Here is a 22,788-nt window from a genome sequence, read left to right on the forward strand (position 1 = left end):
CCCGCGAGGAGGCGGTGTGAACGAAACCCCGGTGCAGGCGGCCGGCTGCGTGCTGTGGCGCCGCTCCCCGGTCTCCGGCGACCTGGAGGTCTGCCTGGTGCACCGGCCGAAGTACGACGACTGGTCCCACCCGAAGGGCAAGCTCAAGCGGGGCGAGGACGCGCTCGCCGGCGCCTTGCGCGAGGTGGCCGAGGAGACCGGCTACACGGCCGAGCCCGGCGGCGAACTGCCCACCGTGCATTACGCGGTGGCGGGACGCCCCAAGCGGGTGCGGTACTGGGCGGCGGAGGCGGTTTCCGGCCGCTTCACGCCCAACGCCGAGGTGGACCGGATCCTGTGGCTCTCCCCGGCCGCGGCCCGGTCCCGGCTCACCCAGCCCCGCGACCGGGACCTGGTGGAGGCGCTCGCCCTGCCGGCGGACCGGCGGGAGCCCCGCCCCTGAACCCACGGGTCCCGGCCCGCCGGGACCACGTGGCCCGGCCCGCCGAGCGGTGGGCCGGTGACAAGACCACGGGTGGGCCGGTGAAGGCGCCCGGCGCGGTCCGTCAGGGGCTCGCCGTGTGTCCCTCGGCGTCCGCGCGGGCCTGGCTGCGGGCCCGGCGGGCGGGGCCGCGCCAGCCGCAGCTGCACCTGGCCGTACAGAAGCGGCCCTGCTCGGTCGTCGTCGTGAGGTGTTCCTGCCCGGGGCGGGCGCGCTCCGGCCCGTCCTCTCCCACCGAGGTGAATGCCACCCCGACAAGTTACCCAGCCCGCGGGAAAAGGATCGCGCCACCGCCACCCGGTCCCGGCGACGCGTGACGGCGCCCCCTACCCGTCGTTAACCGAAGCGACACGTGGCCCGTGACGGACACACCGGCTGGGGGTAGACAGGCGATGGATCGGCAGCACAGACGCGCGGGCGGCACGCTCGCCGCGGCGGGCATCCTCCTCGGCCTCGGGACGGGTTCCACGGGCTGTTCCGGCACCGGGGCCGCCGCCGAGGACGTCAAGGGCCGGTCCGACCCCGTCACCGCGCTGCACCGCGCCGCCGACGCGCTGCGGGAGGCGGGCACCTCCAAGGTCACCACCTCGATGGAGATGGCCACCGGCGGCACCCGGGTCACCATCCGCGGCAGGGGCGCCTACGACTACCGGCACCGCCTCGGCCGGCTCACCGTGATGCTGCCCGAGGACCCCGCGGGCACCTCCGAGCACCGGCCCATCACCGAACTGCTCGCCCCGGGCGCGCTGTTCATGAAGAACCGGGGCGCGGGCGTGCCGGCCGACAAGTGGGTCCGGGTGGAGACCGCCACGCTGTCCGACGGCAACCTGGTCACCGGCGGCGCCACCGACCCGTACGCGGCGGCCGAGGTGCTGCTCGGGACGCGGGAGGCGGTCCTCGCCGGCCGGAGCGACCTCGCCGGGACGCCGGTGTGGCACTACCGGGGCACCGCCGACCTGGGCCGCGCGGCCCGGTACGCGTCGGCCGGCGACCGGGCGCCCCTGGCCGCGGCGGCGAAGGGGTTCGCCACGGCCGTGGTCCCGTTCGACGCCTACCTGGACGACGAGGGCCGCGTCCGCAAGCTGCGGCAGCGCTTCGGCTTCGTCAACGGCCACGCGCGGACCGGCGTGGCCGTGACGTCCACCCTGCTGCTCTTCGCCTTCGGCACCCCCGTCGACGTCCGGCTGCCGCCCGCGGCGGACATCTACGCGGGCCGGATCGCCGAGGACGGGCCCGGGGACGGTGCCCGGCCGGGACCGGCGCACTAGTCCGGGGCGCCCTCCCGTAAGTAGCCCGTCCGTGCCATGCGCGCGGTGCCGGCCGCTGCCTACTCTAGGAAGCGGGTGACGGCAGAGGAGAGGTGAGGCGGGGTGGCTCCGGTCGGCGGCACAGCGGTGCAGGACCACGTGGCCCTCGCCGAGATCGAGCTGTGCGGGGAACTGATCATCGCGGCCTCGGCCGCCGAGGACCGGCTCAGCCTGGAGAGCATCGACGCGGTGCTGCGGGTCGCCGAGGAGCGGGACCGGATCTGACCCCGCCCCGGCCGGGCCGCCCCGCGCGGCCCGGGTGCCCGGCGGGCGGCCGGCTCAGGTGCGCAGCAGGCGGCCGATCGCCTTCGTCGCCTCGTCCACCTTCGCGTCGATCTCGTCACCGCCCTTGACCGCCGCGTCCGCGACGCAGTGCCGCAGGTGCTCCTCCAGGAGCTGGAGCGCGAAGGACTGGAGGGCCTTGGTCGAGGCGGACACCTGCGTGAGTATGTCGATGCAGTACGTGTCCTCGTCGACCATCCGCTGGAGGCCGCGGATCTGCCCCTCGATCCGGCGCAGCCGCTTGAGGTGCTCGTCCTTCTGCTTGTGGTAGCCGTGCGTGGCGCCGGCCTCGGTCGTCGTCATCGCGGGCCTCCCTCTCGGAGCGAGCTGCGGACAAAAAGGGCACATACCCCTACTGGGTATATGGTAACGAACTTTGCGGGGTAGGGAGCCCTTGGTACGCCCCCGTGCCGACCACTCTGCCCGATGGGCGACACTGGGATGCGGCCCGATAGCCGTGGCCGGATGATGCGCCTAGCATCACCCTGACCGAAACCGAAGCACCCCGAGGACCCCACGTGCGCTTTCGTCTGACCCCCAGGGAGACGAGCTTCTACGACATGTTCGCCGCATCCGCGGACAACATCGTCACCGGCTCGAAACTCCTGATGGAACTGCTCGGGGCGGACACGTCTGCCCGGGCCGAGATCGCAGAGCGTATGCGGGCCGCGGAACACGCAGGTGACGACGCCACGCACGCGATCTTCCACCAGCTGAACTCCTCGTTCATCACGCCGTTCGACCGGGAGGACATCTACACCCTCGCCGGTTCCCTGGACGACATCATGGACTTCATGGAGGAAGCCGTCGACCTGGTCGTCCTCTACAACGTCGAGGAACTGCCCAAGGGCGTCGAGCAGCAGATCGAGGTGCTGGCCCGGGCGGCCGAGCTGACGGCCGAGGCCATGCCGAACCTCCGCACGATGGCGAACCTCACCGAGTACTGGATCGAGGTCAACCGGCTGGAGAACCAGGCCGACCAGATACACCGCAAGCTGCTCGCCCACCTCTTCAACGGCAAGTACGACGCGATCGAGGTGCTGAAGCTGAAGCAGATCGTGGACGTGCTGGAAGAGGCGGCGGACGCGTTCGAGCACGTGGCGAACACGGTGGAGACCATCGCCGTCAAGGAGTCCTGAGGCGTCGATGGACACCTTCGCCCTGATCGCGACCGTCGCGGTCGCGCTCTTCTTCACGTACACCAACGGCTTCCACGACTCGGCGAACGCGATCGCGACGTCGGTGTCGACGCGGGCGCTGACCCCGCGGGCCGCCCTCGCCATGGCCGCGGTGATGAACCTCGCCGGCGCCTTCCTCGGCTCGGGGGTCGCCAAGACGGTCAGCGAGGGCCTGATCGAGACCCCGAGCGGCTCCACGGGGTTGGGCATCCTCTTCGCGGCGCTGGTCGGCGCGATCGTCTGGAACCTGACCACCTGGTACTTCGGCCTGCCGTCCTCGTCCTCCCACGCGCTGTTCGGCGGCATGGTGGGAGCGGCGCTGGCGGGCGGTACGGACGTACTCTGGAGCGGCGTCCTCAACAAGATCGTCATCCCGATGTTCCTGTCGCCGGTCGTCGGCCTGATCGTCGGCTACCTGGTGATGACGGCGATCATGTGGCTGTTCCGCAGGTCCAACCCGCACAAGGCCAAGCGCGGCTTCCGTATCGCGCAGACGGTCTCGGCGGCCGGCATGGCCCTCGGCCACGGACTCCAGGACGCCCAGAAGACGATGGGTGTCGTGGTCCTGGCCCTGGTCATTTCCGGCCACGAGACGTTCGGCGACCCGATCCCGGTCTGGGTGAAGATCGTCTGCGCGGTGATGCTGTCCCTGGGCACCTACGCCGGCGGCTGGCGGATCATGCGCACGCTGGGCCGCAAGATCATCGAGCTGGACCCGCCGCAGGGCTTCGCGGCGGAGGCGACGGGCGCGTCGATCATGTTCACCACCGCGTTCCTCTTCAAGGCGCCGATCTCCACGACCCACGTGATCACCTCGGCGATCATGGGCGTGGGCGCGACGAAGCGGGTCAACGCGGTGCGCTGGGGCGTGGCCAAGAACATCGTCCTCGGCTGGTTCATCACGATGCCGGCCGCCGCGCTGGTCGCCGCGCTGGCCTTCGGCGTGATCAAGCTGGTGGCCCTGTAACCACCCCCGCTCCACCGCCCGCCCGCCTTCCCCCCGGGGAGGGTGGGCGCGCTTTTTCCCGGGGCGGCCCCCGCCCCGCGCACCGGCCGGCCGGACCGGGCTGAGGGCGGGGCCGCGGGAGCCGGACGCGACGGGCCCGCCCCCGGGAGCCAGGGGCGGGCCCTCTGCGTCCTCGCGGTGGCACCGCCATGCAGCACCGCGAGGGGTCCGGCGCCGCCCCGGCCGGGCCGGGGCGGCGGTGTCCGTCAGCCGAAGCGGCCGGAGATGTAGTCCTCGGTGGCCTGGACCGAGGGGTTCGAGAAGATGCGCTCGGTGTCGTCGATCTCGATCAGCCGGCCCGGCTGGCCCACCGCGGCCAGGTTGAAGAAGGCCGTACGGTCCGAGACCCGCGCCGCCTGCTGCATGTTGTGCGTCACGATGACGATCGTGAAGCGCTCCTTCAGCTCGCCGATCAGGTCCTCGATGGCGAGGGTGGAGATCGGGTCCAGGGCCGAGCAGGGCTCGTCCATCAGCAGCACCTTCGGCTCGACCGCGATGGCCCGCGCGATGCACAGCCGCTGCTGCTGCCCGCCCGAGAGGCCGGAGCCGGGCTTGTTCAGCCGGTCCTTGACCTCGTTCCACAGGTTCGCGCCCTTGAGCGACTTCTCGACGACGTCGTTCAGTTCGCTCTTGCGGTGGCTGCCGTTCAGCCGCAGGCCCGCCGCCACGTTGTCGAAGATCGACATCGTGGGGAACGGGTTCGGGCGCTGGAAGACCATGCCCACCTCGCGGCGGACGGACACCGGGTCGACCCCGGTGCCGTAGAGGTCCTCGTCGTCCAGGAGCACCTTGCCGTCGACCCGGCCGCCGGGGGTGACCTCGTGCATCCGGTTCAGCGTGCGCAGGAACGTCGACTTGCCGCAGCCGGAGGGGCCGATGAACGCCGTCACGGAGCGCGGCTCGACGCTCATCGAGATGTCTTCGATCGCCTTGTGGGAGCCGTAGTAGGCGGTGAGTCCGCTCACGTCGATTCGCTTGGCCATTACCGCTTCACTTCCAGTCAGTCGCCGAGGTCGAGGGGGGACGCGGTCAGCGACCGGTCTTCGGGGCCTTCCAGCGGGCGATCCCGCGGGCCAGCAGGTTGAGGATCATCACGAAGGCGATCAGCGTGAGCGACGCCGCCCACGCGCGGTCGTACGCCGCTCCCGAGCCCGCGCTGTTGGCGAACTGCTGGTAGATGTACAGCGGCAGCGAGGCCTGCGCGCCCTCGAAGGGGTTGTTGTTGATGAACGGGTTGCCGAACACCAGCAGCAGCACCGGCGCGGTCTCGCCGGCGATGCGCGCGACCGCCAGCATGACGCCCGTGGTGATGCCGCCGATGGAGGTCGGCAGGACCACCTTGAGGATGGTCCGCCACTTCGGCACGCCGAGCGCCAGGGACGCCTCGCGCAGCTCGTTCGGGACGAGCTTGAGCATCTCCTCGGTGGAGCGGACGACGACCGGCATCATCAGGATGGCCAGGGCCAGCGACCCCGCGAAGCCGAACGGCTGCATCTTGAAGATGAGCATCAGGCTGAGGATGAACAGGCCCGCGACGATCGACGGGATGCCGGTCATCACGTCGACGAAGAACGTGACGGCCTTGGCGAGCTTGCCGCGGCCGTACTCGACCAGGTAGACGGCGGTGAGCACGCCGACCGGGGCGCCGATGAGGGTGGCGAGGCCGACCTGCTCCAGGCTGCCGATGATGGCGTGGTAGATGCCGCCGCCGGCCTCGGTGTCGGCGACGACGCCCATCGAGTGGGTCAGGAAGCGGAGGTCGAGGACCTTCACACCGCGCGCGACGGTCACCCAGATCAGGGAGACCAGCGGGACCACGGCGAGCAGGAAGGCGACCCAGACGAGGCTGGTCGCGACCCGGTCCTTGGCCTGGCGGCGGCCCTCCACGCGGGCCGCGATGCCGTAGGTGCCGAGGACGAACAGGACCGCGGCGATCAGGGCCCACTGGATCGAGCTGCCCAGTCCGGCGGCCGCGCTGATGCCGAGGCCCAGGGCGACGGAGCCGGCGGCGATCGCCCACGGCGTCCACCGGGGCAGGCTGGCGGCCCGCAGGGTGCTGGGGCGCTTGTCGGTGACGGCTGCGGTGCTCATGCGTTGGCCCCCGAGTACTCCGCGCGGCGGGCGATGATCAGCCGGGCCGCGCCGTTGACCACCAGGGTGATGACGAACAGGACCAGACCGGAGGCGATGAGCGCGTCCCGCCCGAACTCGTTCGCCTCGCTGAACTTGCTGGCGATGTTCTGGGCGAAGGTGCCGCCGCCCGGGTCGAGCAGGCTGGCCTGGATCTCGAAGGACGGGGACAGGACGGTGGCCACGGCCATCGTCTCGCCGAGCGCGCGGCCGAGGCCGAGCATGGACGCGGAGATCACGCCGGAGCGGCCGAAGGGCAGCACGGACATGCGGACGACCTCCCAGCGCGTGGCGCCGAGGGCCAGGGCCGCCTCCTCGTGCATCCGCGGGACCTGGCGGAAGACCTCGCGGCTCACGTTGGTGATGATCGGCAGGATCATGATCGCGAGCAGGAGGCCGACGGTCAGCATGGAGCGCGGGGAGCCGTCCTCCCAGGAGAAGATCCCGGTCCAGCCGAAGAACTCGTCGAGCCAGCCGTACAGGCCTTCCATGTGCGGCACGAGGATGAGCGCGCCCCAGAGGCCGTACACGATGGAGGGCACGGCGGCCAGCAGGTCGATCACGTAGGCGACCGGGCCGGACATGCGGCGCGGTGCGTAGTGCGTGATGAACAGCGCGATCGCGACCGCGACCGGGACCGCGATGACCATGGCGATGACCGACGAGACGATCGTGCCGAAGGCCAGCACCGCGATGCCGAAGGTCGGCGGCTCGACGTTGGTGTTCCACTCGGAGGTGGTCAGGAAGTTGCCGTGGTCGTCGCTGATGGCGAGGGCCGCGCGGTAGGTGAGGAAGGCCGCGATCGCGGCCATGACCGCCAGCAGCAGGATGCCCGAGCCCCGGGACAGGCCGAGGAAGATGCGGTCGCCGGGGCGGGTCGCGCCGCGGGCGTTGCGCTTCCGTTCGGCCACGTCGGGCTCCGGCGGGTTGGAAGGCGGGGCGTCTGTTTTCGTCGATATGTCCATCGGGATCTCCGGTCTGCGGAGCCGTACCCGAAGGGGGCCCGGCTCGTGGCGGCGGTGCACCGGAAGGTGCGGCCCGGCGTCGCTCGGGAACCGGGCCGCACTCACGGATCAGGTCAGCTCAGGCCGTCGATGGTCGTGCGGACCTTGGCGATGATCTCGGCGGGCACGGGCGCGTAGCCGATGCTCGGCAGGACCTTCTGGCCGTCCTCGCTGGCGATGTAGCGCAGGAAGGCCTTGGTGGCGGGCAGGGTGTCCGCCTTGTTGCCCTTGTCGCAGACGATCTCGTAGGTGACGAGGGTGATCGGGTAGGCGCCCTCGGCCTTGGTGTTGTAGTCCAGCTTCAGGGACAGGTCCTTGCCGGTGCCGACGACCTTCGCGGCGGCGATGTCGGCGGTGGCGCTCTCGGAGCTCGGGGCGACCGGCTTGCCGGCGCCGGTGTCGATCGAGACCGCCTTGAGGCCGTCCTTGACGTAGGACAGCTCGAAGTAGCCGATGGCGCCGGAGGTCTGCTTCACCTGCTGGGCGACGCCCGCGGACTGCGGGGCGGACTGGCCGCCCTTGGCCTGCCAGGCCTTGCCGCCCTCGTACTTCCAGTTGTCCGGGGTGGTGGCGATCAGGTACTTGGTGAAGTTGTCCGTGGTGCCGGACTCGTCCGAGCGGTGGAACGCCTGGATCTTCAGGTCGGGCAGCTTGGCGCCCTTGTTCAGCTTGGCGATCGCCGGGTCGTTCCACTTGGTGATCTTGCTGTCGAAGATCTGGGCGAGCGTCGGGGCGTCCAGGACCAGGTTGTCGACGCCCGGGACGTTGTAGCCGAGGGCGATGGGGCCGCCGACCATCGGCAGGTCGATGCCCTGGCCGCCGGAGCAGACCTTCTTGGAGGCGGTGACCTCTTCCGGCTTCAGCGCGGAGTCGGAACCGGCGAAGGCGACCTGGCCCTGGGTGAACGCGGTGACACCGGCACCGGAGCCGCCGCCCTTGTAGTTGATCTGCACCTTGCAGGCCTGGGAGAAGGCCTTGACCCAGGCGTCGATCGCGTTCTTCTGCGCGGAGGAGCCGTCTGCGAGCAGCTGACCCTTGGCGTCGTCGCACTTGATGGAGCCGGCGGCGGCGGACGGCGCGCCCGAGGCCGCGCTGTCGTCGCCGGTGTCGTCGGAGCCGCACGCCGTCAGGGCAAGGGCGCCGGTGACGGCGACAGCACCGAGGGAGAGGGCGCGCAGCCGGTTCTTGCGCTGAAGCTTCACTGTACGAAGGTTCCTTCCAGGAGCCGCCGCTGTCGGCGGCGCGCGAGGGTAGTGGGCACCGAGCGCGTCTCGTGACCGCACTCCGCACCGGGTACGGCCGAAATTAGGCAGAACAGGTGAAGCCGCCGATGGCCAGAAGTAAACGGAGGGTGAACCCCTGCCATCGGCCCGGTTAGGTCACGGAATGCTTACGGGGAGGGCACACGGAGGTCCCGGCGCCGGCCGCCCGGACGCCCCTCCGATCTCCGGCCCGGTATCCGATTCGATGTCCCGTTCGATCTCCGTACGAACGTTCGTCACCCGTTCGGGGGAACCCCCCGGCGCGGGCCGTCGTCTCGTCCCAAGGAGAGCCGAGGAAAGGCGACGGACATGGAACGGCGTACGTTCATCTCGGGCGGCACGGCCGCCCTGGCCGCGACCGCACTGACCGCGTGCAGCGCGGGCGGCGGCTCCTCCGCCCCGGCGGCGCGCACCGGCACCCCGACGCGCGCGTCCTCGCTCGGCTCCCTGCGGACCGCCGCCGCGAGCGCCGCGGCCGACTGGCCGGCCCTCGCCCGCGACCTGGACGGCAGCCTGCTGCGCCCCGGGGACGCCTCGTGGAAGACGGCCCACCAGCTCTACAACACCCGCTTCGACGGCCTGAAACCCGCCGCGGTGGCCTACGTGGCGCACACCGACGACATCCGCACCACCCTGGCCTACGCCCGGGCCCACCACCTCAAGGTGTCGATACGCAACGGCGGCCACTCCTACGCGGGTTACTCCTCCGGCAACGACCGGCTGATCGTCGACGTGTCCCGGCTCAACCGGATCCGGGTCAGCGGCGGCCAGGCGGTCGTGGGCGCCGGCGCCAAACTGATCGACGTCTACCGCGCACTGGCCGCGAAGGGCGCGACCATACCCGCGGGCTCCTGCCCCACCGTCGGCGTCTCCGGCCTGGTGCTCGGCGGCGGCCACGGCGTCGCCTCCCGCGCCTACGGCCTCACCTGCGACAGCCTCACCCAGGCCACCGTGATCACGGCGGCCGGCACCCAGGTCACCGCCGACGCCACCCACCACCCCGACCTCTTCTGGGCGCTGCGCGGCGCCGGCAACGGCAACTTCGGCGTCGTCACCGAGCTGCGCTTCCGGACGCACCCGGCGCCGCAGGCGGTGACCGCCTACCTGACCTGGCCGTGGTCCAAGGCCGCGAAGGTCCTCAAGGCGTGGCAGGAGTGGGGTCCGGGCCAGCCCGACGAGATCTGGTCCTCGCTGCACCTGGCCTGCTCTCCGGGCCGCACCCCGACGATCTCCGTGTCCTGCTTCTCCCTCGGCACCTACGGCGAGCTGCAGAACGCCGTGGACCGCCTCGCCCACCTGGCCGGCGCGAACGCCGCCTCCGTCTCCCTGCGCCGCCGGGGCTACCAGGACGCGATGGAGATCTACGCCGGCTGCTCCTCCTTCGCCACCGACGCCCAGTGCCACCTGCCCGGCTCCACCCCGGGCCGCTCCCCGCAGGGCAGGCTCGGCCGCGAGACGTACGCGGCCCGCTCCGACTTCTTCGACCGCTCGCTCTCCGCGGCCGGCATCCAGACGGTGCTCAGGCAGATCGCCTCGGCGCGGGGCGGCGCGGGCAGCATCGCGTTCACCGCGCTCGGCGGCGCGGTCAACCGGGTCTCACCGACCGCGACCGCGTTCGTCCACCGCCGCTCCCGGATGCTGGCCCAGTACATCGCCTCCTGGGGCGCGGGGTCCTCCGGCGCCACGGCCCAGTCCTGGCTGTCCGCGGCCCACGGCGCGATGAAGCCGTACGCCTCCGGCGCCGCCTACCAGAACTACACCGACCCGACGCTGACGGACTGGAAGAAGGCGTACTACGGCGACGCGGCACCCCGGCTGGCGAAGGTGAAGAAGACCTACGACCCCGAGCGCTTCTTCTCGTACAAGCAGGGTCTGTAGCGGCACGGGGCCCCCGTACCGGCGGAGGGGCACCGTCGGTGGGCCCGGGGCCTGTGGCGTCGGGGGCGTCAGCGGTGGCAGAGGGCGCCGGTCGGGACCGTTTCCGGGGCGAGGCCCTCCGGGTGGGCGTCGGCCCGCTCCCGGTGGCCCGTGGAACCGGCATCGCGCCTGCGGCCGTCGAGGGTGAGCGGGGCGTGGCCGGCCACCGCGGTGCGCGGGGCGTCCGACCGGGCCGCCGCGTGGTCCCGGGCGAAGTGGGCGACCGGGCCGGCGGTGCGCAGCGCGGCGCCCGGGCGCGGGTCACCGTTCGCCGCCCGCCGGGCCGCCGCGCGCACCAGCGGCTGGTCGAGGTGCTCACGGCGGGCCGGGGCCGGCGGGTAGCCGGCCGGGTCTGCCTCGTGCCGGGCCACGAAGGAGTCGAGCGGGCGGGCCGGCGGGTGCGCCGCGGCCGGCTCCTCCCGGACGGCGCGCGCCGCGGCCGGCTCCCGTACCGCCCGCCGGCGCATCGCGGCGGGGTCGAGCGGCCCGCGCGGGCCGCCGCGGCCCTCCAGCGGGCCGGGCGGCGCCTTCGCGGCCGCGTGGCCGGGGAGGGTGCCGTCGGTGAGGAGCCCGCGGTCGCCGTCGTGCCCGGGCCGGACGAGGTACGGGGTGCCGGGCCGCGCGTGCGGGACCCACCCGTCCCGCTCCCCGACCGGGTTCCGGTCGTCCGTGGCGTTCATGTCGTACGGCGCCATAGCCACGGCCGTCGTGCCCGGCGCCCGGTCGGGCGGCGTGGGCGGCAGGCGCACCGGGACGAAGAGCTCGGTCATGCGGCGCGGCGCGGGACTACGCCGCCAGGTCGCGCTCCTCGGTCTCCACCGGCTTGCGACCGCCCGACAGCAGGGTGTCCGGGCCGGTGCCGGGCGCCGGCCGGCGCCGGACGATCCAGCCCGCCCGGGGCGACCGCTCCACGGCCCGCATCAGCGGGGTGAGCAGGGCCGAGGCCGGCGGGGAGAGCAGCAGGACGACGGCCGTGCCGAGCGCGAAGCCCCCGACGACGTCCGTCGGGTAGTGCACGCCCATGTAGACCCGGCAGAAGCCCTCGAGGAGGGCCAGCCCGATGCCGGCGAGCCCGAAGCGGCGGTTGGCGACGAAGAGCCCGACGCCGAGCGCCATGGTGAGCGTCGCGTGGTCGCTGACGAAGGAGAAGTCGGTCTTGCCGTCGACGAGGACGTCCAGGCCCTGATGGTCCACGAAGGGGCGGGGCCGCTCCACGAAACCGCGTATCGGGACGTTCACGAGTACCGCGAGCCCGGCCGCGAGCGGAGCCCACACCAGCGCGGCCACCGAGGGCGCCGCCTCCTCGCCCCCCCGGCGCCGCACGGTCCACCAGCACCACAGCACCAGCAGCACCATGGCGAGCAGCAGCCCGTACTCGCCGACGAACTCCATGACCCGGTCGAACCAGCCGGGGGCGTCCTTGGCCAGGCCGTTGATGTCGTAGAGCAGGCCGACGTCGGGGTTCGATCCGGATTCGGCGAGTACAGCCATGGTGCTGCGGCCCCTTCGTCGTTCGTCCGGACGCACCGGGTGTGCGTCGCTCCTGCCCCCCGTGGTTCGTAGATCCGCTTCCGCTGCACTGCCGCACTGACGTCCGCTCGGCTACGTCAACAGGAACGCACAGCCCCCACTCGTCCGTTCCACTCTCCACCGAATGATCACGCAGACGTTATCGAAGAGAGACTCGTCATCGCAGCTCAGGCGGTGGCTGCACGCTCGGTTCACACCTGTGTGGGGAGCGCTTTCGCGCCATCCTCGGTTACCCGGGTCGCCCCGAAGTAGTCGGGCGAGTCGATCGGGTCGAAACGGATCACGGCACCGGTGTACGGGGCGTCGATCATGTATCCGCCGCCGACGTAGATGCCGACGTGCCGGATGGCCCGCGAGTCGGTGAGGTCGTCCGAGAAGAACACCAGGTCACCGGGGAGCAGTTCGTCCCGCGAGGGGTGCGGTCCGGCGTTGTACTGGTCGTTGGCGACCCGGGGCAGGGTGATGCCGACCTTCTCGAACGCGGCCTTGGTCAGGCCCGAGCAGTCGAAGCGCCCGTCCTGGTCGGCCGTGCCGTTGCCGCCCCACAGGTAGGGCGTGCCGAGCCGGCTCTGCGCGAAGGCGATGGCACCGGCGGCCTGCCGGCTGGGGTCGACCCGGCTGACCGGCGCGGCGAAGCTCTTCTCCAGGCTGCGGATCCGCTTGACGTAGTTCTGCGTCTCGCTGATGGCCGGCACGCCACCGGACCTGATGACCCGGTAGGCGCCGGCGTTGTAGGCGGCGAGCATGTTGTCGGAGACGTCGCCCGGCACGTCCTTCACGTACTTCGCCAGCTCGCAGTCGTACGAGGCGGCCGACGGGATGGCGTCACCCGGGTCCCAGATGTCGCGCTTGCCGTCCCCGTTGCCGTCGATGCCGTGGGTCGCCCAGGTGCTCGGGATGAACTGGGCGATGCCGCGGGCGTCGGCCGGGCTGACGACGGTCGGATTCCAGCCACTTTCCTGGTAGAGCTGGGCGGCGAGCAGGGCCGGGGTGATCGCCGGGCAGAGATTGCCCCACTGCTGCACCAGCGACTTGTAGGCCGCCGGCACGGCACCCTTGGCCAGCCCCCGGCCCCCCGAGGTCGCCCCGTTGATCAGGTTCCCGGCCACGATGTACACCCCGACCACGAGCAGCGCGACGAAGCCCGCGCCGAGCGCGACGGCCGCCCCACCAAACACCCATACCTTTCGCACGGTTCAACTTTCCCCCATGGAAGGCGACTCCAAGACCTCATTCACGTGATCTGGCGTCATTTCACCGTGCGGGGTGCGCAGATGACGTCACGCTGGTCACAGGAGTTCCGGCTCCGGCTCCCGGACGGCGGCCGGCGACGCGGCCCGGACCCCCGTCGTCCGGCGGAGCGGTCCGGCGGCGGCCCGTGACCGCCCGTCAGAACGCGGCCGTGGCCTGCTGGTACAGCTGCGCCGCCTTGTCCCCCAGCACCACGCTGTAGGAGATGTCGGCCGTGGAGCCGCCCCGCTCGTGGCCGCCGAGGACGCCGACGACCCGGCTGTCGCCGGTGATCCAGGGGCTGCCGCTGGTGCCGCCCGTGAAGGCGGGGCAGTCGATGCGCTGCTGCGTGCCGCTGTGCGCGACCGGCCGGTTGGTGCAGGTGAGGGGCTTCTCACTGGACTCGGGGTAGCCGGTGACCGTCACCGCGGTGGCGCCGGTGGCCGTACCGGTCGCGAACCGGTTGGCGCCGACCACGTCCTCCAGGCGCCTGCCGTCCCGGTCGGCGACGGTGACGAGCGCGAGGTCGCTGTCCTCGTCCTCGTCCGGGCTCCATCCGTCGGCGAGGAACCGCCGCGTCACCTGCCACATCCCGTACGGCGCCCGCCCGTCCCGGTACCCCGGCGCGAACACCAGGTCCACGCTGTCCGCGCCCACGCAGTGCGCCGCGGTGACGACGAGGTCCCCCCGCGGGCTGTGCACCACCGAGGCGGTGCAGAAGTGGCCGCCGGCCGGTCCCCCCGACCCGTCCGACGCGAACAGCACGCCGACCCGGTCGTCGGGCCGGCTGTGCACGGCGGGCACGGTGCGGGTGGTGCCGGCGTCGGCGGCGGTACGGGCGCTCCGCCGGTCGTCGGCCGTGGCCACGGAGACCGAGGTCAGCGCGAGCAGCGCCACGGCTCCGAGCAGTGCGGGCCGTGAGGTGGGCGAGATGCGTGGGGTTCGCTTCGTCACGCCCCATCTCTTTCCCGCGAACCTGAGAAACCCGCCTCGGCTTGTCTGAGATTTTCCTGTGAACCGCCGCACGGAGCCGCCCCGTGTCGAACCCGTGGCCACCGGCGGACGGCCCCCGCGCCGCCCCGGACGACCGCGCACGGCCGGGCCCTTCGGCGAGCCCCCTGCGCCCCGCTCCGCGGCCGGCCGCCCCTCTTCCACCCCGTGAGACCATCGACGCGACGCCTCGACCGGCCGGCCGTCGGCTACCGTGCCAGGCCGTAAAGAGGGTCAACGACCGAACCACACGAAGGTTCCGGTCGGACTTCATTGCCCGGCGTGACCTGCCGTGATACACAGAGTGACCGGACGCGCCATACGTACGAAATCCGCCAGTCAATGACGTCAAGTCGACATACGTTGGCGGCGTTGTCGGCGACAATGAGGCCTGACCTCTGCACACCGCAGGGGTACCAGCGGAACTACCCACCAGGGGCGGTGACTTACATGCTCTTTGCGGCCGACAAGGGAGACATCAACACCATCATCGGCGGGATCGCTCCGGATTGGGGCCCCTTCGGCAGCCTGGGCAACGAGGCCAAGGTGATGATCGAGGTGGTCATGGCCGTGGCCATCCTCCTCTGCCTCGGCATCGCGGTATGGGGTGCGGCGAAGCAGCGCATCGGCGCGACGGCCCTCCGGGACACCTTCAGCGCGGAACAGGGCAAGGGCCTGATCATCGCCGGCCTCACCGGGGTCTTCATCATCGGATCCCTCGGCACACTGTTCACCATCGTGTACGGCATGGCGGTGTAGACCCACCCGCCCCGGGCACACCCGGTCACGGCTGCCCCCTCCACCCCACCCACCCGTCGTGCCCACCGGCTGAGGTTGCGTCTCCCTGATGTCGAGTCACCACACCGCGCCCGCGCGGAAACCAGCACGGCTACCGTCGTATGTCTACGAGGTGGAGGGGGCGTACGCGGCATGAGTCCCGGAGACGAGCAGGGCTACGGCGACTACGCGGGCACGGGCCAGACCCGCACCCGCCTCCCCGAGACCGACCCCTACGGCGGCGCCCCCCGCCGCCCCCACCGGGCCCCCTCCCGGAGCCTGGTGACGGTGGTCGGCGTGGTCGTCCTCCTCATCGCCGCGATCGCCTTCGCCAACCGGGGCGGTGACGCGTCGGGGGACGGAACCCAGGCGAAGCCCGCCCAACCGGAAACGGCCCCGACCGCGGCGAGCGGAAGCAGGCCGGTGGACACGAAGACCGGCAACATCCCCACCGGCTTCGCCCACACGGAACAGGGCGCACAGAGCGCGGCGGCGAATTACGCGGTCGTCCTGTGGTCAGACAGCATGGTCGACACCGCCAGCAGGCACAGCATCATCGAGACGCTGGCAGATCCGAGCGCCACGAGCCGGCTCAAGTCGGCCTTCGACGCGAACTACTCGGCAGCCTTCCTCAAGAACGTCGGCCTGAACGCCGACGGCAGCGCTCCCACAGGTGCGATCTTCGTCGACCGCACGCTGCCGGCCGGTACGAAGACGACTTCCTACGGCACCGACGCGGCCACCGTCGAGGTCTGGTGCAACACGCTCTTCGGCGTGGCCGGTGAAAGCTTGAACAGCCCTGTGACCAGCGGCTGGTCCACCGTCACCTTCAAGTTGACGTGGGTCGGCAACGACTGGAAGGTGCTGGAGACCAGCCAGAGGACAGGTCCCACCCCGATCACCGGAGACAACCCGGTCTCCGGCGCCGACGTGATCGGCAAGGCGGTCAAGGAGTTCGGAGGGTTCACGTATGCCCGGTAGCCAGCGCCTGCTCAAGCTCGCCGGTCTGGTGGGTGCCGTACAGGCGACCACCGTGCTCCTGGCCGCACGGGCCTTCGCGGCCCCCTCTCCGACCCCTTCTCCCACGCCGTCACCCAGCACGAGCACCGATTGCTCCCTGCTCGCCCCTCCCTCAAGGAAGTTCTGCGAGTCGGGCGGCACCGGCGGGTCCCGCAGCACCCCCAAGAACCCCCTCACCGAATCCCTGGACCCCCTCGCCTCGCTCGCCAAGGGGTGTGCCGACGCCGCCTCCTGGACCGTCAAGAAGCTCAGTGGTGCGGTGAAGGAAACCGCCACCGTGGACTTCACCAACCAGGCGTTCCTGAAGCAGTACGCCATCGTCTTCGCCGCCTCCACCATCCTCACCCTCCTGCTCTGGCTGCTCGCCGTGGCCAAGCGGGCCGTGCGGGGCGTGCCGCTGACCACCGCCATCTCCGAGGCCGTCGGCTTCCTCTGGCTGACCGTGCTCGCCTCCGCCTTCACCCCGCTGATCCTGTACACCGTCGTCTCGGCGACGGACGGCGTCACGGACGTCCTCGCGAAGGCCACCGGCGACCAGGCCGACACGTTCTTCGGCACCTTCTCCGGCGCCCTGAACAAGGGCACCGACATCGGCGGCGGCCCCATCATGCTGATCGTCGTCTCCCTGGTCAGCATCCTCGCCGCCGGCGTCCTGTGGCTGGAGCTCGTCATCAGGGCCGCGCTCCTCTACGTCGGCGCGCTCCTCGGCACCGTCGTCTACGCCGGGCTCGTCGACAAGAACCTGTGGGGCCACGTACGCCGCTGGGCCGGGATCATGATCGCCGTCATCCTCGTCAAGCCCGTCATCGTGATCGTGCTCGGCCTCGCCGGCGCCCTCTCCGGCGGCGACGGCCCCGACGCCTTCTCCGCCGTCGTCTCCGGCCTCGCCATCATCCTGCTGGCCATCTTCGCCAGCGCGATGATCTACCGCTTCGTCCCCGGCTTCGGCGACGAGATCGCGAACGGCCGCAACAACCGCCTCATGCAGGGCGCCGAGGGCAAGGCCGCCGCCGTCATCAGCTCCCCCGCCACGCTCGTCGCCCAGGGCATCAAGACCCACAGCACCCGCGCCGACAGCAACGGAGCCGGCGGCGGACAGGGCTCCAGCACGCCCCGCCCGGCCAACCCGGCCGCCGGCGGCGTCGCCGCCCACAGCGGCCGCACCCCCGCCGGCGGAGCCGTCCCCTCCGCCACGCCCGCGCCCCGCTCCGCCAGCCCGGTCAACACCCCGCACGCAAGCAACACCCGCAACAACCGCTCGGGAGGTGAAGGGCGTTGACGACCGAGTCCCTGTCCCATCCGGTCACGCCCCGCCGTACGTATCTCATCGGCCGCGCCCGACCGAACGCGATCGTCGGCCGCAACCGTGAGTCCGGCGAGATCGCCCTGATCATCGCCGGCGCGTTCCTCGGCATGATGTGCGGTCTCCTCGTACCGGTCCTGTCCCTGCGGATCGTGCTCCTGACGGGCTTCCCGCTGCTCGCGCTCGCCGCGGTCTACGTGCCGTACAAGCGCCGCACGTTCTACAAGTGGTTCGAGATCAACCGCAGCTACAAGCGGACCGTGAAGACCGGCGCCGCCTACCGCTCCGCCACCATGGAGGCGGGCACCCGGCTCGACGGACGCGAGATCGAGGTCGGCCCGCCCCCCGGCATCGGCCGCATCACCTGGCTCGCCGCGCCCTTCGGCCCCGACGAGATCGCCGTCCTGCTGCACGCCGACCGCAAGACGGTCACGGCCGCCATCGAGATCGAGGGCCCCGGCGTCGGACTGCGCGACTCCGAGGACCAGGAGGCCCTCGTCGACCGCTTCGGCACCCTCCTCAAGCACGTCGCCAACGGCGACGGGTTCGTCACCCGGCTCCAGATGCTCGCCCGGACCCTGCCCGCCGACCCGGACGCGCACGCCAAGGACGTCGTCATGCGCGGCGACGACCGCTCCCCGGAGTGGCTCCAGGACTCCTACGAGCAGCTCCAGTCCATGGTGTCCACCAGCAGCGAGCAGCACCGCGCCTACCTCGTCGCGTGCATGCACTACGGCCGTGAACTCGCCGCCGAGGCCAACGCCATGGCCCGCGCCGCCCGCGCCCACGGCGGCAAGGTCGACCGGGACGGCGGCCTCGCCGTCGTCATGGCCCGCGAACTCACCGACATCTGCTCGCGCCTCCAGGAGGCCGACATCCGGGTGCGCCAGCCGCTCGGCCAGGGTCGGCTGGCCTCCCTCATCCACTCCATGTACGACCCCGACCACCCCATCGACCACATCCAGGCGATGACCAAGCGCAACGCCTGGCCGGCCGAGCTGGACGCCATGGAGCCCACCTACCTCCAGGCCAAGACCCGGGAGTCCAGCACCCGCGCGCCCTGGTGCCACTCCACCGCCTGGGTGAAGGAGTGGCCGATGACCCCGGTCGGCGTGAACTTCCTCGCCCCGCTCCTCGTCCACACCCCGGACGTCATCCGCACGGTCGCCGTGACCATGGACCTCGAACCCACCGAGGTCGCCATCGAGCGCATGCTGACCGAGAAGACCAACGACGAGGCCGACGCGTCCCGCGCCGCGAAGATGAACCGGACGGTGGACCCGCGGGACATCGCCGCGCACAACCGCCTCGACCAGCGGGGCGAAGACCTCGCCAGCGGCGCCGCCGGCGTCAACCTCGTCGGCTACATCACCGTCTCCTCGCGTTCCCCGGAGGCCCTCGCCCGCGACAAGCGCACGATAAGGGCGTCCGCGGGCAAGTCGTACCTCAAGCTGGAGTGGTGCGACCGCGAGCACCACCGCGCCTTCGTGAACACACTTCCCTTCGCCACCGGCATCCGACGGTAGGGGCTGATCCACCGATGCGGGACCCGCTGTCCGTCCTCACCGAGGCCTTCACCGCCTTCCTCTTCGGGAAGGTGGAGACGACCCGGCTGCCGGTACGCACCTCCACGGGCCAGGCCCAGGCCGTCTACCTGCCCACGGCCGCGCCCGGCCTCGGCGACTCCGGCGTCATCATCGGCCGCGAGGTGTACTCCGGGAAGGGCTACATCTACGACCCCTTCCAGCTCTACGGCCAACAGCTCCCGGCCCCGCACTGGCTGGTCCTCGGCGAGTCCGGCAACGGCAAGTCGGCGCTGGAGAAGACGTACGTCATGCGCCAGCTGCGGTTCAAGGACCGCCAGGTCGTCGTGCTGGACGCGCAGGGCGAGGACGGGGTGGGCGAGTGGAACCTCATCGCCCAGGAGCTGGGGATAACACCCATCCGGCTGGACCCGACGGCGGCCCTGGACCACGGCATCCGCCTCAACCCCCTCGACCCGTCGATCACCACCACCGGGCAGCTCGCGCTGCTGCGCACGATCATCGAGGTCGCGATGGGGCGCGGCCTGGACGAGCGTTCCGGTTTCGCCCTCAAGGTCGCCCACTCGTACGTCAACGAGACCATCGTCGACCGCCAGCCCGTCCTGACCGACATCGTGGAGCAGTTGCGGCACCCCGAGCCGGAGTCGGCCGAGGCGATGAACGTCGCCATAGACGACGTGCGGGCCTGGGGCCTGGACGTCGCCCTGGTGCTCGACCGGCTGGTCGACGGTGACCTGCGCGGCATGTTCGACGGCCCGACCACGGTCGGCATCGACCTCGACGCGCCCCTCATCGTCTTCGACCTGTCCCACATCGACCGCAACTCCATCGCCATGCCCATCCTGATGGCGATCGTCGGCGTGTGGCTGGAGCACACCTGGATCCGCCCCGACCGGAAGAAGCGCATCTTCCTGGTCGAGGAGGCCTGGCACATCATCAACAGCCCGTTCGTGGCCCAGCTCTTCCAGCGGCTGCTGAAGTTCGGACGACGGCTGGGCCTGTCCTTCGTGGCGGTCGTCCACCACCTGTCCGACGTGGTCGACGGGGCCGCGGCGAAGGAGGCCGCGGCCATCCTGAAGATGGCCTCGACCCGGACGATCTACGCCCAGAAGGCGGACGAGGCGAGAGCGACGGGCCGGGTACTCGGGCTGCCCCGGTGGGCCGTGGAGATCATCCCGACGCTCACGCCCGGCATCGCCGTCTGGGACGTCAACGGCAACGTCCAGGTGGTCAAGCACCTGATCACCGAGACGGAACGGCCACTGGTCTTCACCGACCGCGCGATGACCGAGTCCTCCAGCGACCTGACACCCGACGACGCCCTGCGCGCTGCCGAGCTGGAGGCCGAGGAGCGGGCCGCGGCCTTCGTGGAACAGCACCTGGGCGACTCCGAGTCGACGGTGGCGTAGGGGAGCGCGGGGTGAGACCGGACGACCGCCGTGACAGCCACCGGGAAAGCCGGGGCGGCATCCCCGACGGCCTGCTGCTCGGCGTCCTCGCGTTCCTCCTCGGCGTCACCGTCCTCGTGTGGGCCGCCGCGGGCCTCGGCGCCTGGTTCACCCGGGGCGCCTGGCCCGACGGCGTCACCTTCACCCGCACTCCCCTGGCCATGCGCCATCTCATCGGCCGGCCGCACGACCTCGCCGGGGCCTGGCCGGGCACCCCGCCGGACCAGCTGTCCGGCTGGGGCCTCTTCTGGGGCCTGTTCATCGGCCAGTTGATGATCCTCTTCGTGCTCACCATGTTCGCGCTGAGCACGGTGGCCCGCTGGCGCGCGGGCCGGGCCCGGCGAGCCCCCGGCCTCCCCGCGGAGCGCCCCGCCGCACCAGCCGAGCCGCCGTACGAGCGGCCCGCGGCCCCCCGGGCGCCGTACGAGCGGCAGGCGGCCGGGACGCCGCACGGGGAAGCACTCGCACCACCCGCTCCGCAGCACGACGTGCCGGCGCCCCGGTACGAGCCGCCGCCCCCGGCGCAGCCCGCCCGGGAGACCGCCGCCGAAGGGCCCGCCCCCGCCCTCCAGGCCGCCGGCGGGCCCCCGACCGGGTGGGAGCCCGACCGCAGGGACGGCCCGGTGCTCTACGCCCCGCCCGAGGCCCGCAGGGCGGCCGCTGCGCAGGCCGTCCAGGACGCGCCGGGCCCCGTCCTCGTGGTGACGTCGGACCCGGAGCTGTGGGCGCGGACCAAGGACGCCAGGGCGAAGCTGGGGCCCGGCCTCCTCTACGACCCCACGCACCGCTGCGACACCCCGGCCCGGCTGCACTGGTCGCCCACCGCCGGCTGCGCGGACCGGGCGACGGCACTGCACCGGGCGACGGCGCTGCTCGCCCCGGTACGGCCCACCGCCAAGATCGACCAGGCGGTGGCGGACACGGCCGTCACCCTGCTGCGCAGCTACCTGCACGCCGCCGCCCTGGAGAACCGCACCGTCCGGCACGTCCACCGCTGGGCCCAGGGCACCCAGGTCCAGGACGCCGTACGGACCCTGCGCACCCACCCCAAGGCCGCCCCGGGCGCCGCCGGCGAGCTGGAGGCGGCGCTCACCGCCCACCCGGAACGGCGGGACGTCGCCCAGGAGCTGACCGGCAGGGCCCTGGCGGCGCTGTCCACGGTCAACATCCGCGAGTCGTGCACTCCGCACCGAAGTGACGCGCTGGCCCTGGATTCCTTCGTCGCCGAAGGGGGCACGCTCTACGTGGTCGGTGAATCCATCGAGGACCCGCGGAGCGCGCCCGGCGCGATGCCGCTCCTGACGGCCCTCGTCTCCAGCGTGGTCGAGCGCGGCCGGCGCATGGCCGAACGGTCATCCTCCGGTCGGCTCGACCCACCACTCACCCTGGTCCTGGACGACATCGCGGCGGTGGCCCCGCTCCCCGAACTGCCGTCCCTGCTGGCCTCGGGAGCGGACCAGGGGCTGCCCGCGCTCGCCCTGCTCCGCTCCCGCGAGCAGGCCCGCTCCCGCTGGCCGCACCAGGAACTCCCGGTCTAGGCCCGCCGTTCCAGGACGAACTCCAGCTCGGTCTGCGCCTCGTCCTTCACGAACGCCACGACGCGGCCGCTCGGTACGAAGCCGATCCTGCGGTACGCCGTCTGGGCGCGGGTGTTGTCCTGGTGGACGAAGAGCCGGACGCCCTCCGCGTCCCGCTCCCACGCCCACGTCACGGCGGCGTCGAACAGCGCCTCGACGAGCCCGTTCCCGCGGTGCTCGGGCCGTATGAAGACACCGACCACATGTCCCTGCCGCCGGTCGACCGGGTTCCCCGCCCAGTCCTCGGTGCCGGCCTCTTCCACGAGCAGGGTGACCGAGCCGGCCCATGTCCCGTCGGGCGCCTCGGCGACGAACTGCCGGGCCGTGCTGGAGCCGGCACCGGAGCCGGTGGCCCGGCCCTGCCAGAAGGAGTCCGGCTTGGCAGCGGCCTCCACGTACTCCTCCAGGAAGGCGAGATGCGCGATCGGGTCCCGCAGCGCTTCCAGCCGGAGCCGCTTCACCCGCTCCCATTCGTCGGGGCGTATGGCACGGATGAGGTAGTCGTTCTCGGTCGGCAGGCTCATATGCCCACCGTAAACGCAGAAAACCCCCGCATCGTTTCGATGCGGGGGTTTTCCCAAAATTTGTTCGGCGGCGTCCTACTCTCCCACAGGGTCCCCCCTGCAGTACCATCGGCGCTGTGAGGCTTAGCTTCCGGGTTCGGAATGTAACCGGGCGTTTCCCTCACGCTATGACCACCGAAACACTATGAAACTGTGAACGCCACACCACCCGCACACGGGTGGGGCTGTTCGTGGTTTCAGAACCAACACAGTGGACGCGAGCAACTGAGGACAAGCCC

The 22,788-nt window shown here is 71.7% G+C and carries 23 protein-coding genes and 1 rRNA gene; 12 read left to right on the plus strand and 12 right to left on the minus strand.

Annotated features, from left to right (window positions below):
* Positions 1-16: 16 nt before the first annotated feature.
* Entirely contained in the window at positions 17-442 is a 426-nt protein-coding gene (locus ACZ4K2_RS09405; protein WP_467471186.1) for an NUDIX hydrolase, read from the plus strand.
* A gap of 103 nt (positions 443-545) precedes the next feature.
* Here ACZ4K2_RS09405 and ACZ4K2_RS09410 read toward each other — a convergent pair whose 3' ends face one another.
* Positions 546-731, minus strand: a complete 186-nt coding sequence (locus ACZ4K2_RS09410) for a hypothetical protein (protein WP_467471188.1) — start codon at positions 729-731, stop codon at positions 546-548.
* A 142-nt stretch (positions 732-873) separates the two neighbouring features.
* On the opposite strand from ACZ4K2_RS09410, the gene ACZ4K2_RS09415 reads away from it, so the two are divergent.
* A complete protein-coding gene (locus ACZ4K2_RS09415) occupies positions 874-1,749 on the plus strand; it encodes an SCO4651 family lipoprotein (RefSeq protein WP_467471190.1) in 876 nt (291 codons plus the stop codon).
* A gap of 102 nt (positions 1,750-1,851) precedes the next feature.
* Entirely contained in the window at positions 1,852-2,013 is a 162-nt protein-coding gene (locus ACZ4K2_RS09420) for a hypothetical protein (protein ID WP_467471193.1), read from the plus strand.
* Positions 2,014-2,067: 54 nt separating this feature from the next.
* On the opposite strand, the gene ACZ4K2_RS09425 is transcribed toward ACZ4K2_RS09420, so the two are convergent.
* A complete protein-coding gene (locus ACZ4K2_RS09425) occupies positions 2,068-2,373 on the minus strand; it encodes a metal-sensitive transcriptional regulator (RefSeq protein ID WP_345059085.1) in 306 nt (101 codons plus the stop codon).
* 215 nt (positions 2,374-2,588) lie between these two features.
* Here ACZ4K2_RS09425 and ACZ4K2_RS09430 point away from each other — a divergent pair, with 215 nt between their 5' ends.
* The gene (locus tag ACZ4K2_RS09430) at positions 2,589-3,209 is read left to right on the plus strand and encodes a DUF47 domain-containing protein (RefSeq protein WP_467471196.1); all 621 of its coding nucleotides are present in this window, start codon (positions 2,589-2,591) and stop codon (positions 3,207-3,209) included.
* A 7-nt stretch (positions 3,210-3,216) separates the two neighbouring features.
* Positions 3,217-4,215 carry an inorganic phosphate transporter gene (locus ACZ4K2_RS09435; RefSeq protein ID WP_467471198.1) on the plus strand — a complete coding sequence of 333 codons (999 nt, stop codon included), beginning with the start codon at positions 3,217-3,219 and terminating at the stop codon, positions 4,213-4,215.
* A gap of 245 nt (positions 4,216-4,460) precedes the next feature.
* On the opposite strand, the gene pstB is transcribed toward ACZ4K2_RS09435, so the two are convergent.
* The 4 genes from pstB to pstS form a co-directional block, all read right to left on the minus strand.
* Entirely contained in the window at positions 4,461-5,237 is a 777-nt protein-coding gene (pstB, locus tag ACZ4K2_RS09440; RefSeq protein ID WP_467471200.1) for a phosphate ABC transporter ATP-binding protein PstB, read from the minus strand.
* 46 nt (positions 5,238-5,283) lie between these two features.
* Positions 5,284-6,345, minus strand: coding sequence for a phosphate ABC transporter permease PstA (gene pstA / locus ACZ4K2_RS09445; protein ID WP_467471202.1), 1,062 nt, complete (start codon positions 6,343-6,345; stop codon positions 5,284-5,286).
* On the minus strand, positions 6,342-7,349 hold the full coding sequence (gene pstC / locus ACZ4K2_RS09450; protein ID WP_467471204.1) for a phosphate ABC transporter permease subunit PstC: 1,008 nt from the start codon (positions 7,347-7,349) through the stop codon (positions 6,342-6,344). Before pstC ends, pstA begins: the two co-directional genes overlap by 4 nt.
* A gap of 113 nt (positions 7,350-7,462) precedes the next feature.
* Positions 7,463-8,590, minus strand: a complete 1,128-nt coding sequence (gene pstS, locus ACZ4K2_RS09455; RefSeq protein WP_467471207.1) for a phosphate ABC transporter substrate-binding protein PstS — start codon at positions 8,588-8,590, stop codon at positions 7,463-7,465.
* Positions 8,591-8,959: 369 nt separating this feature from the next.
* On the opposite strand from pstS, the gene ACZ4K2_RS09460 reads away from it, so the two are divergent.
* The gene (locus ACZ4K2_RS09460; protein WP_467471209.1) at positions 8,960-10,528 is read left to right on the plus strand and encodes an FAD-binding oxidoreductase; all 1,569 of its coding nucleotides are present in this window, start codon (positions 8,960-8,962) and stop codon (positions 10,526-10,528) included.
* A 68-nt stretch (positions 10,529-10,596) separates the two neighbouring features.
* On the opposite strand, the gene ACZ4K2_RS09465 is transcribed toward ACZ4K2_RS09460, so the two are convergent.
* From ACZ4K2_RS09465 to ACZ4K2_RS09480, 4 genes are all read right to left on the minus strand, one after another.
* The gene (locus ACZ4K2_RS09465) at positions 10,597-11,337 is read right to left on the minus strand and encodes a hypothetical protein (protein ID WP_467471212.1); all 741 of its coding nucleotides are present in this window, start codon (positions 11,335-11,337) and stop codon (positions 10,597-10,599) included.
* 16 nt (positions 11,338-11,353) lie between these two features.
* The gene (locus tag ACZ4K2_RS09470; protein WP_467471214.1) at positions 11,354-12,058 is read right to left on the minus strand and encodes a phosphatase PAP2 family protein; all 705 of its coding nucleotides are present in this window, start codon (positions 12,056-12,058) and stop codon (positions 11,354-11,356) included.
* Positions 12,059-12,288: 230 nt separating this feature from the next.
* Positions 12,289-13,290 (minus strand): C40 family peptidase, encoded by a 1,002-nt coding sequence (locus tag ACZ4K2_RS09475; protein ID WP_467471216.1) that lies wholly within the window; start codon positions 13,288-13,290, stop codon positions 12,289-12,291.
* 196 nt (positions 13,291-13,486) lie between these two features.
* A complete protein-coding gene (locus tag ACZ4K2_RS09480; RefSeq protein WP_467471217.1) occupies positions 13,487-14,281 on the minus strand; it encodes a trypsin-like serine peptidase in 795 nt (264 codons plus the stop codon).
* Between the two features lie 486 nt (positions 14,282-14,767).
* Here ACZ4K2_RS09480 and ACZ4K2_RS09485 point away from each other — a divergent pair, with 486 nt between their 5' ends.
* From ACZ4K2_RS09485 to ACZ4K2_RS09510, 6 genes are all read left to right on the plus strand, one after another.
* A complete protein-coding gene (locus tag ACZ4K2_RS09485) occupies positions 14,768-15,076 on the plus strand; it encodes a hypothetical protein (protein WP_014673544.1) in 309 nt (102 codons plus the stop codon).
* A 171-nt stretch (positions 15,077-15,247) separates the two neighbouring features.
* Positions 15,248-16,075: a DUF8175 domain-containg protein gene (locus tag ACZ4K2_RS09490; RefSeq protein WP_467471219.1), complete on the plus strand. Its 828-nt coding sequence runs from the start codon at positions 15,248-15,250 to the stop codon at positions 16,073-16,075.
* Positions 16,065-17,393: a hypothetical protein gene (locus tag ACZ4K2_RS09495; RefSeq protein ID WP_467471221.1), complete on the plus strand. Its 1,329-nt coding sequence runs from the start codon at positions 16,065-16,067 to the stop codon at positions 17,391-17,393. Before ACZ4K2_RS09490 ends, ACZ4K2_RS09495 begins: the two co-directional genes overlap by 11 nt.
* Complete coding sequence (locus ACZ4K2_RS09500) at positions 17,390-18,943, plus strand: SCO6880 family protein (RefSeq protein WP_467471223.1); 1,554 nt, start codon at positions 17,390-17,392, stop codon at positions 18,941-18,943. Before ACZ4K2_RS09495 ends, ACZ4K2_RS09500 begins: the two co-directional genes overlap by 4 nt.
* Before the next feature lie 14 nt (positions 18,944-18,957).
* Positions 18,958-20,370, plus strand: coding sequence for an ATP-binding protein (locus ACZ4K2_RS09505; protein WP_467471225.1), 1,413 nt, complete (start codon positions 18,958-18,960; stop codon positions 20,368-20,370).
* A gap of 11 nt (positions 20,371-20,381) precedes the next feature.
* Entirely contained in the window at positions 20,382-21,947 is a 1,566-nt protein-coding gene (locus ACZ4K2_RS09510; RefSeq protein ID WP_467471227.1) for a type VI secretion protein, read from the plus strand.
* Here the strand turns inward: ACZ4K2_RS09510 and ACZ4K2_RS09515 are convergent.
* Both ACZ4K2_RS09515 and rrf read right to left on the minus strand, forming a co-directional pair.
* Positions 21,944-22,510 (minus strand): GNAT family N-acetyltransferase, encoded by a 567-nt coding sequence (locus tag ACZ4K2_RS09515; protein ID WP_467471229.1) that lies wholly within the window; start codon positions 22,508-22,510, stop codon positions 21,944-21,946. The two genes, ACZ4K2_RS09510 and ACZ4K2_RS09515, sit on opposite strands and share 4 nt — an antisense overlap.
* 62 nt (positions 22,511-22,572) lie before the next feature.
* A 5S ribosomal RNA gene (rrf, locus tag ACZ4K2_RS09520) occupies positions 22,573-22,689 on the minus strand.
* Between the last annotated feature and the right edge of the window lie 99 nt (positions 22,690-22,788).

This window comes from Streptomyces sp. NPDC025833 (genome assembly GCF_055558055.1).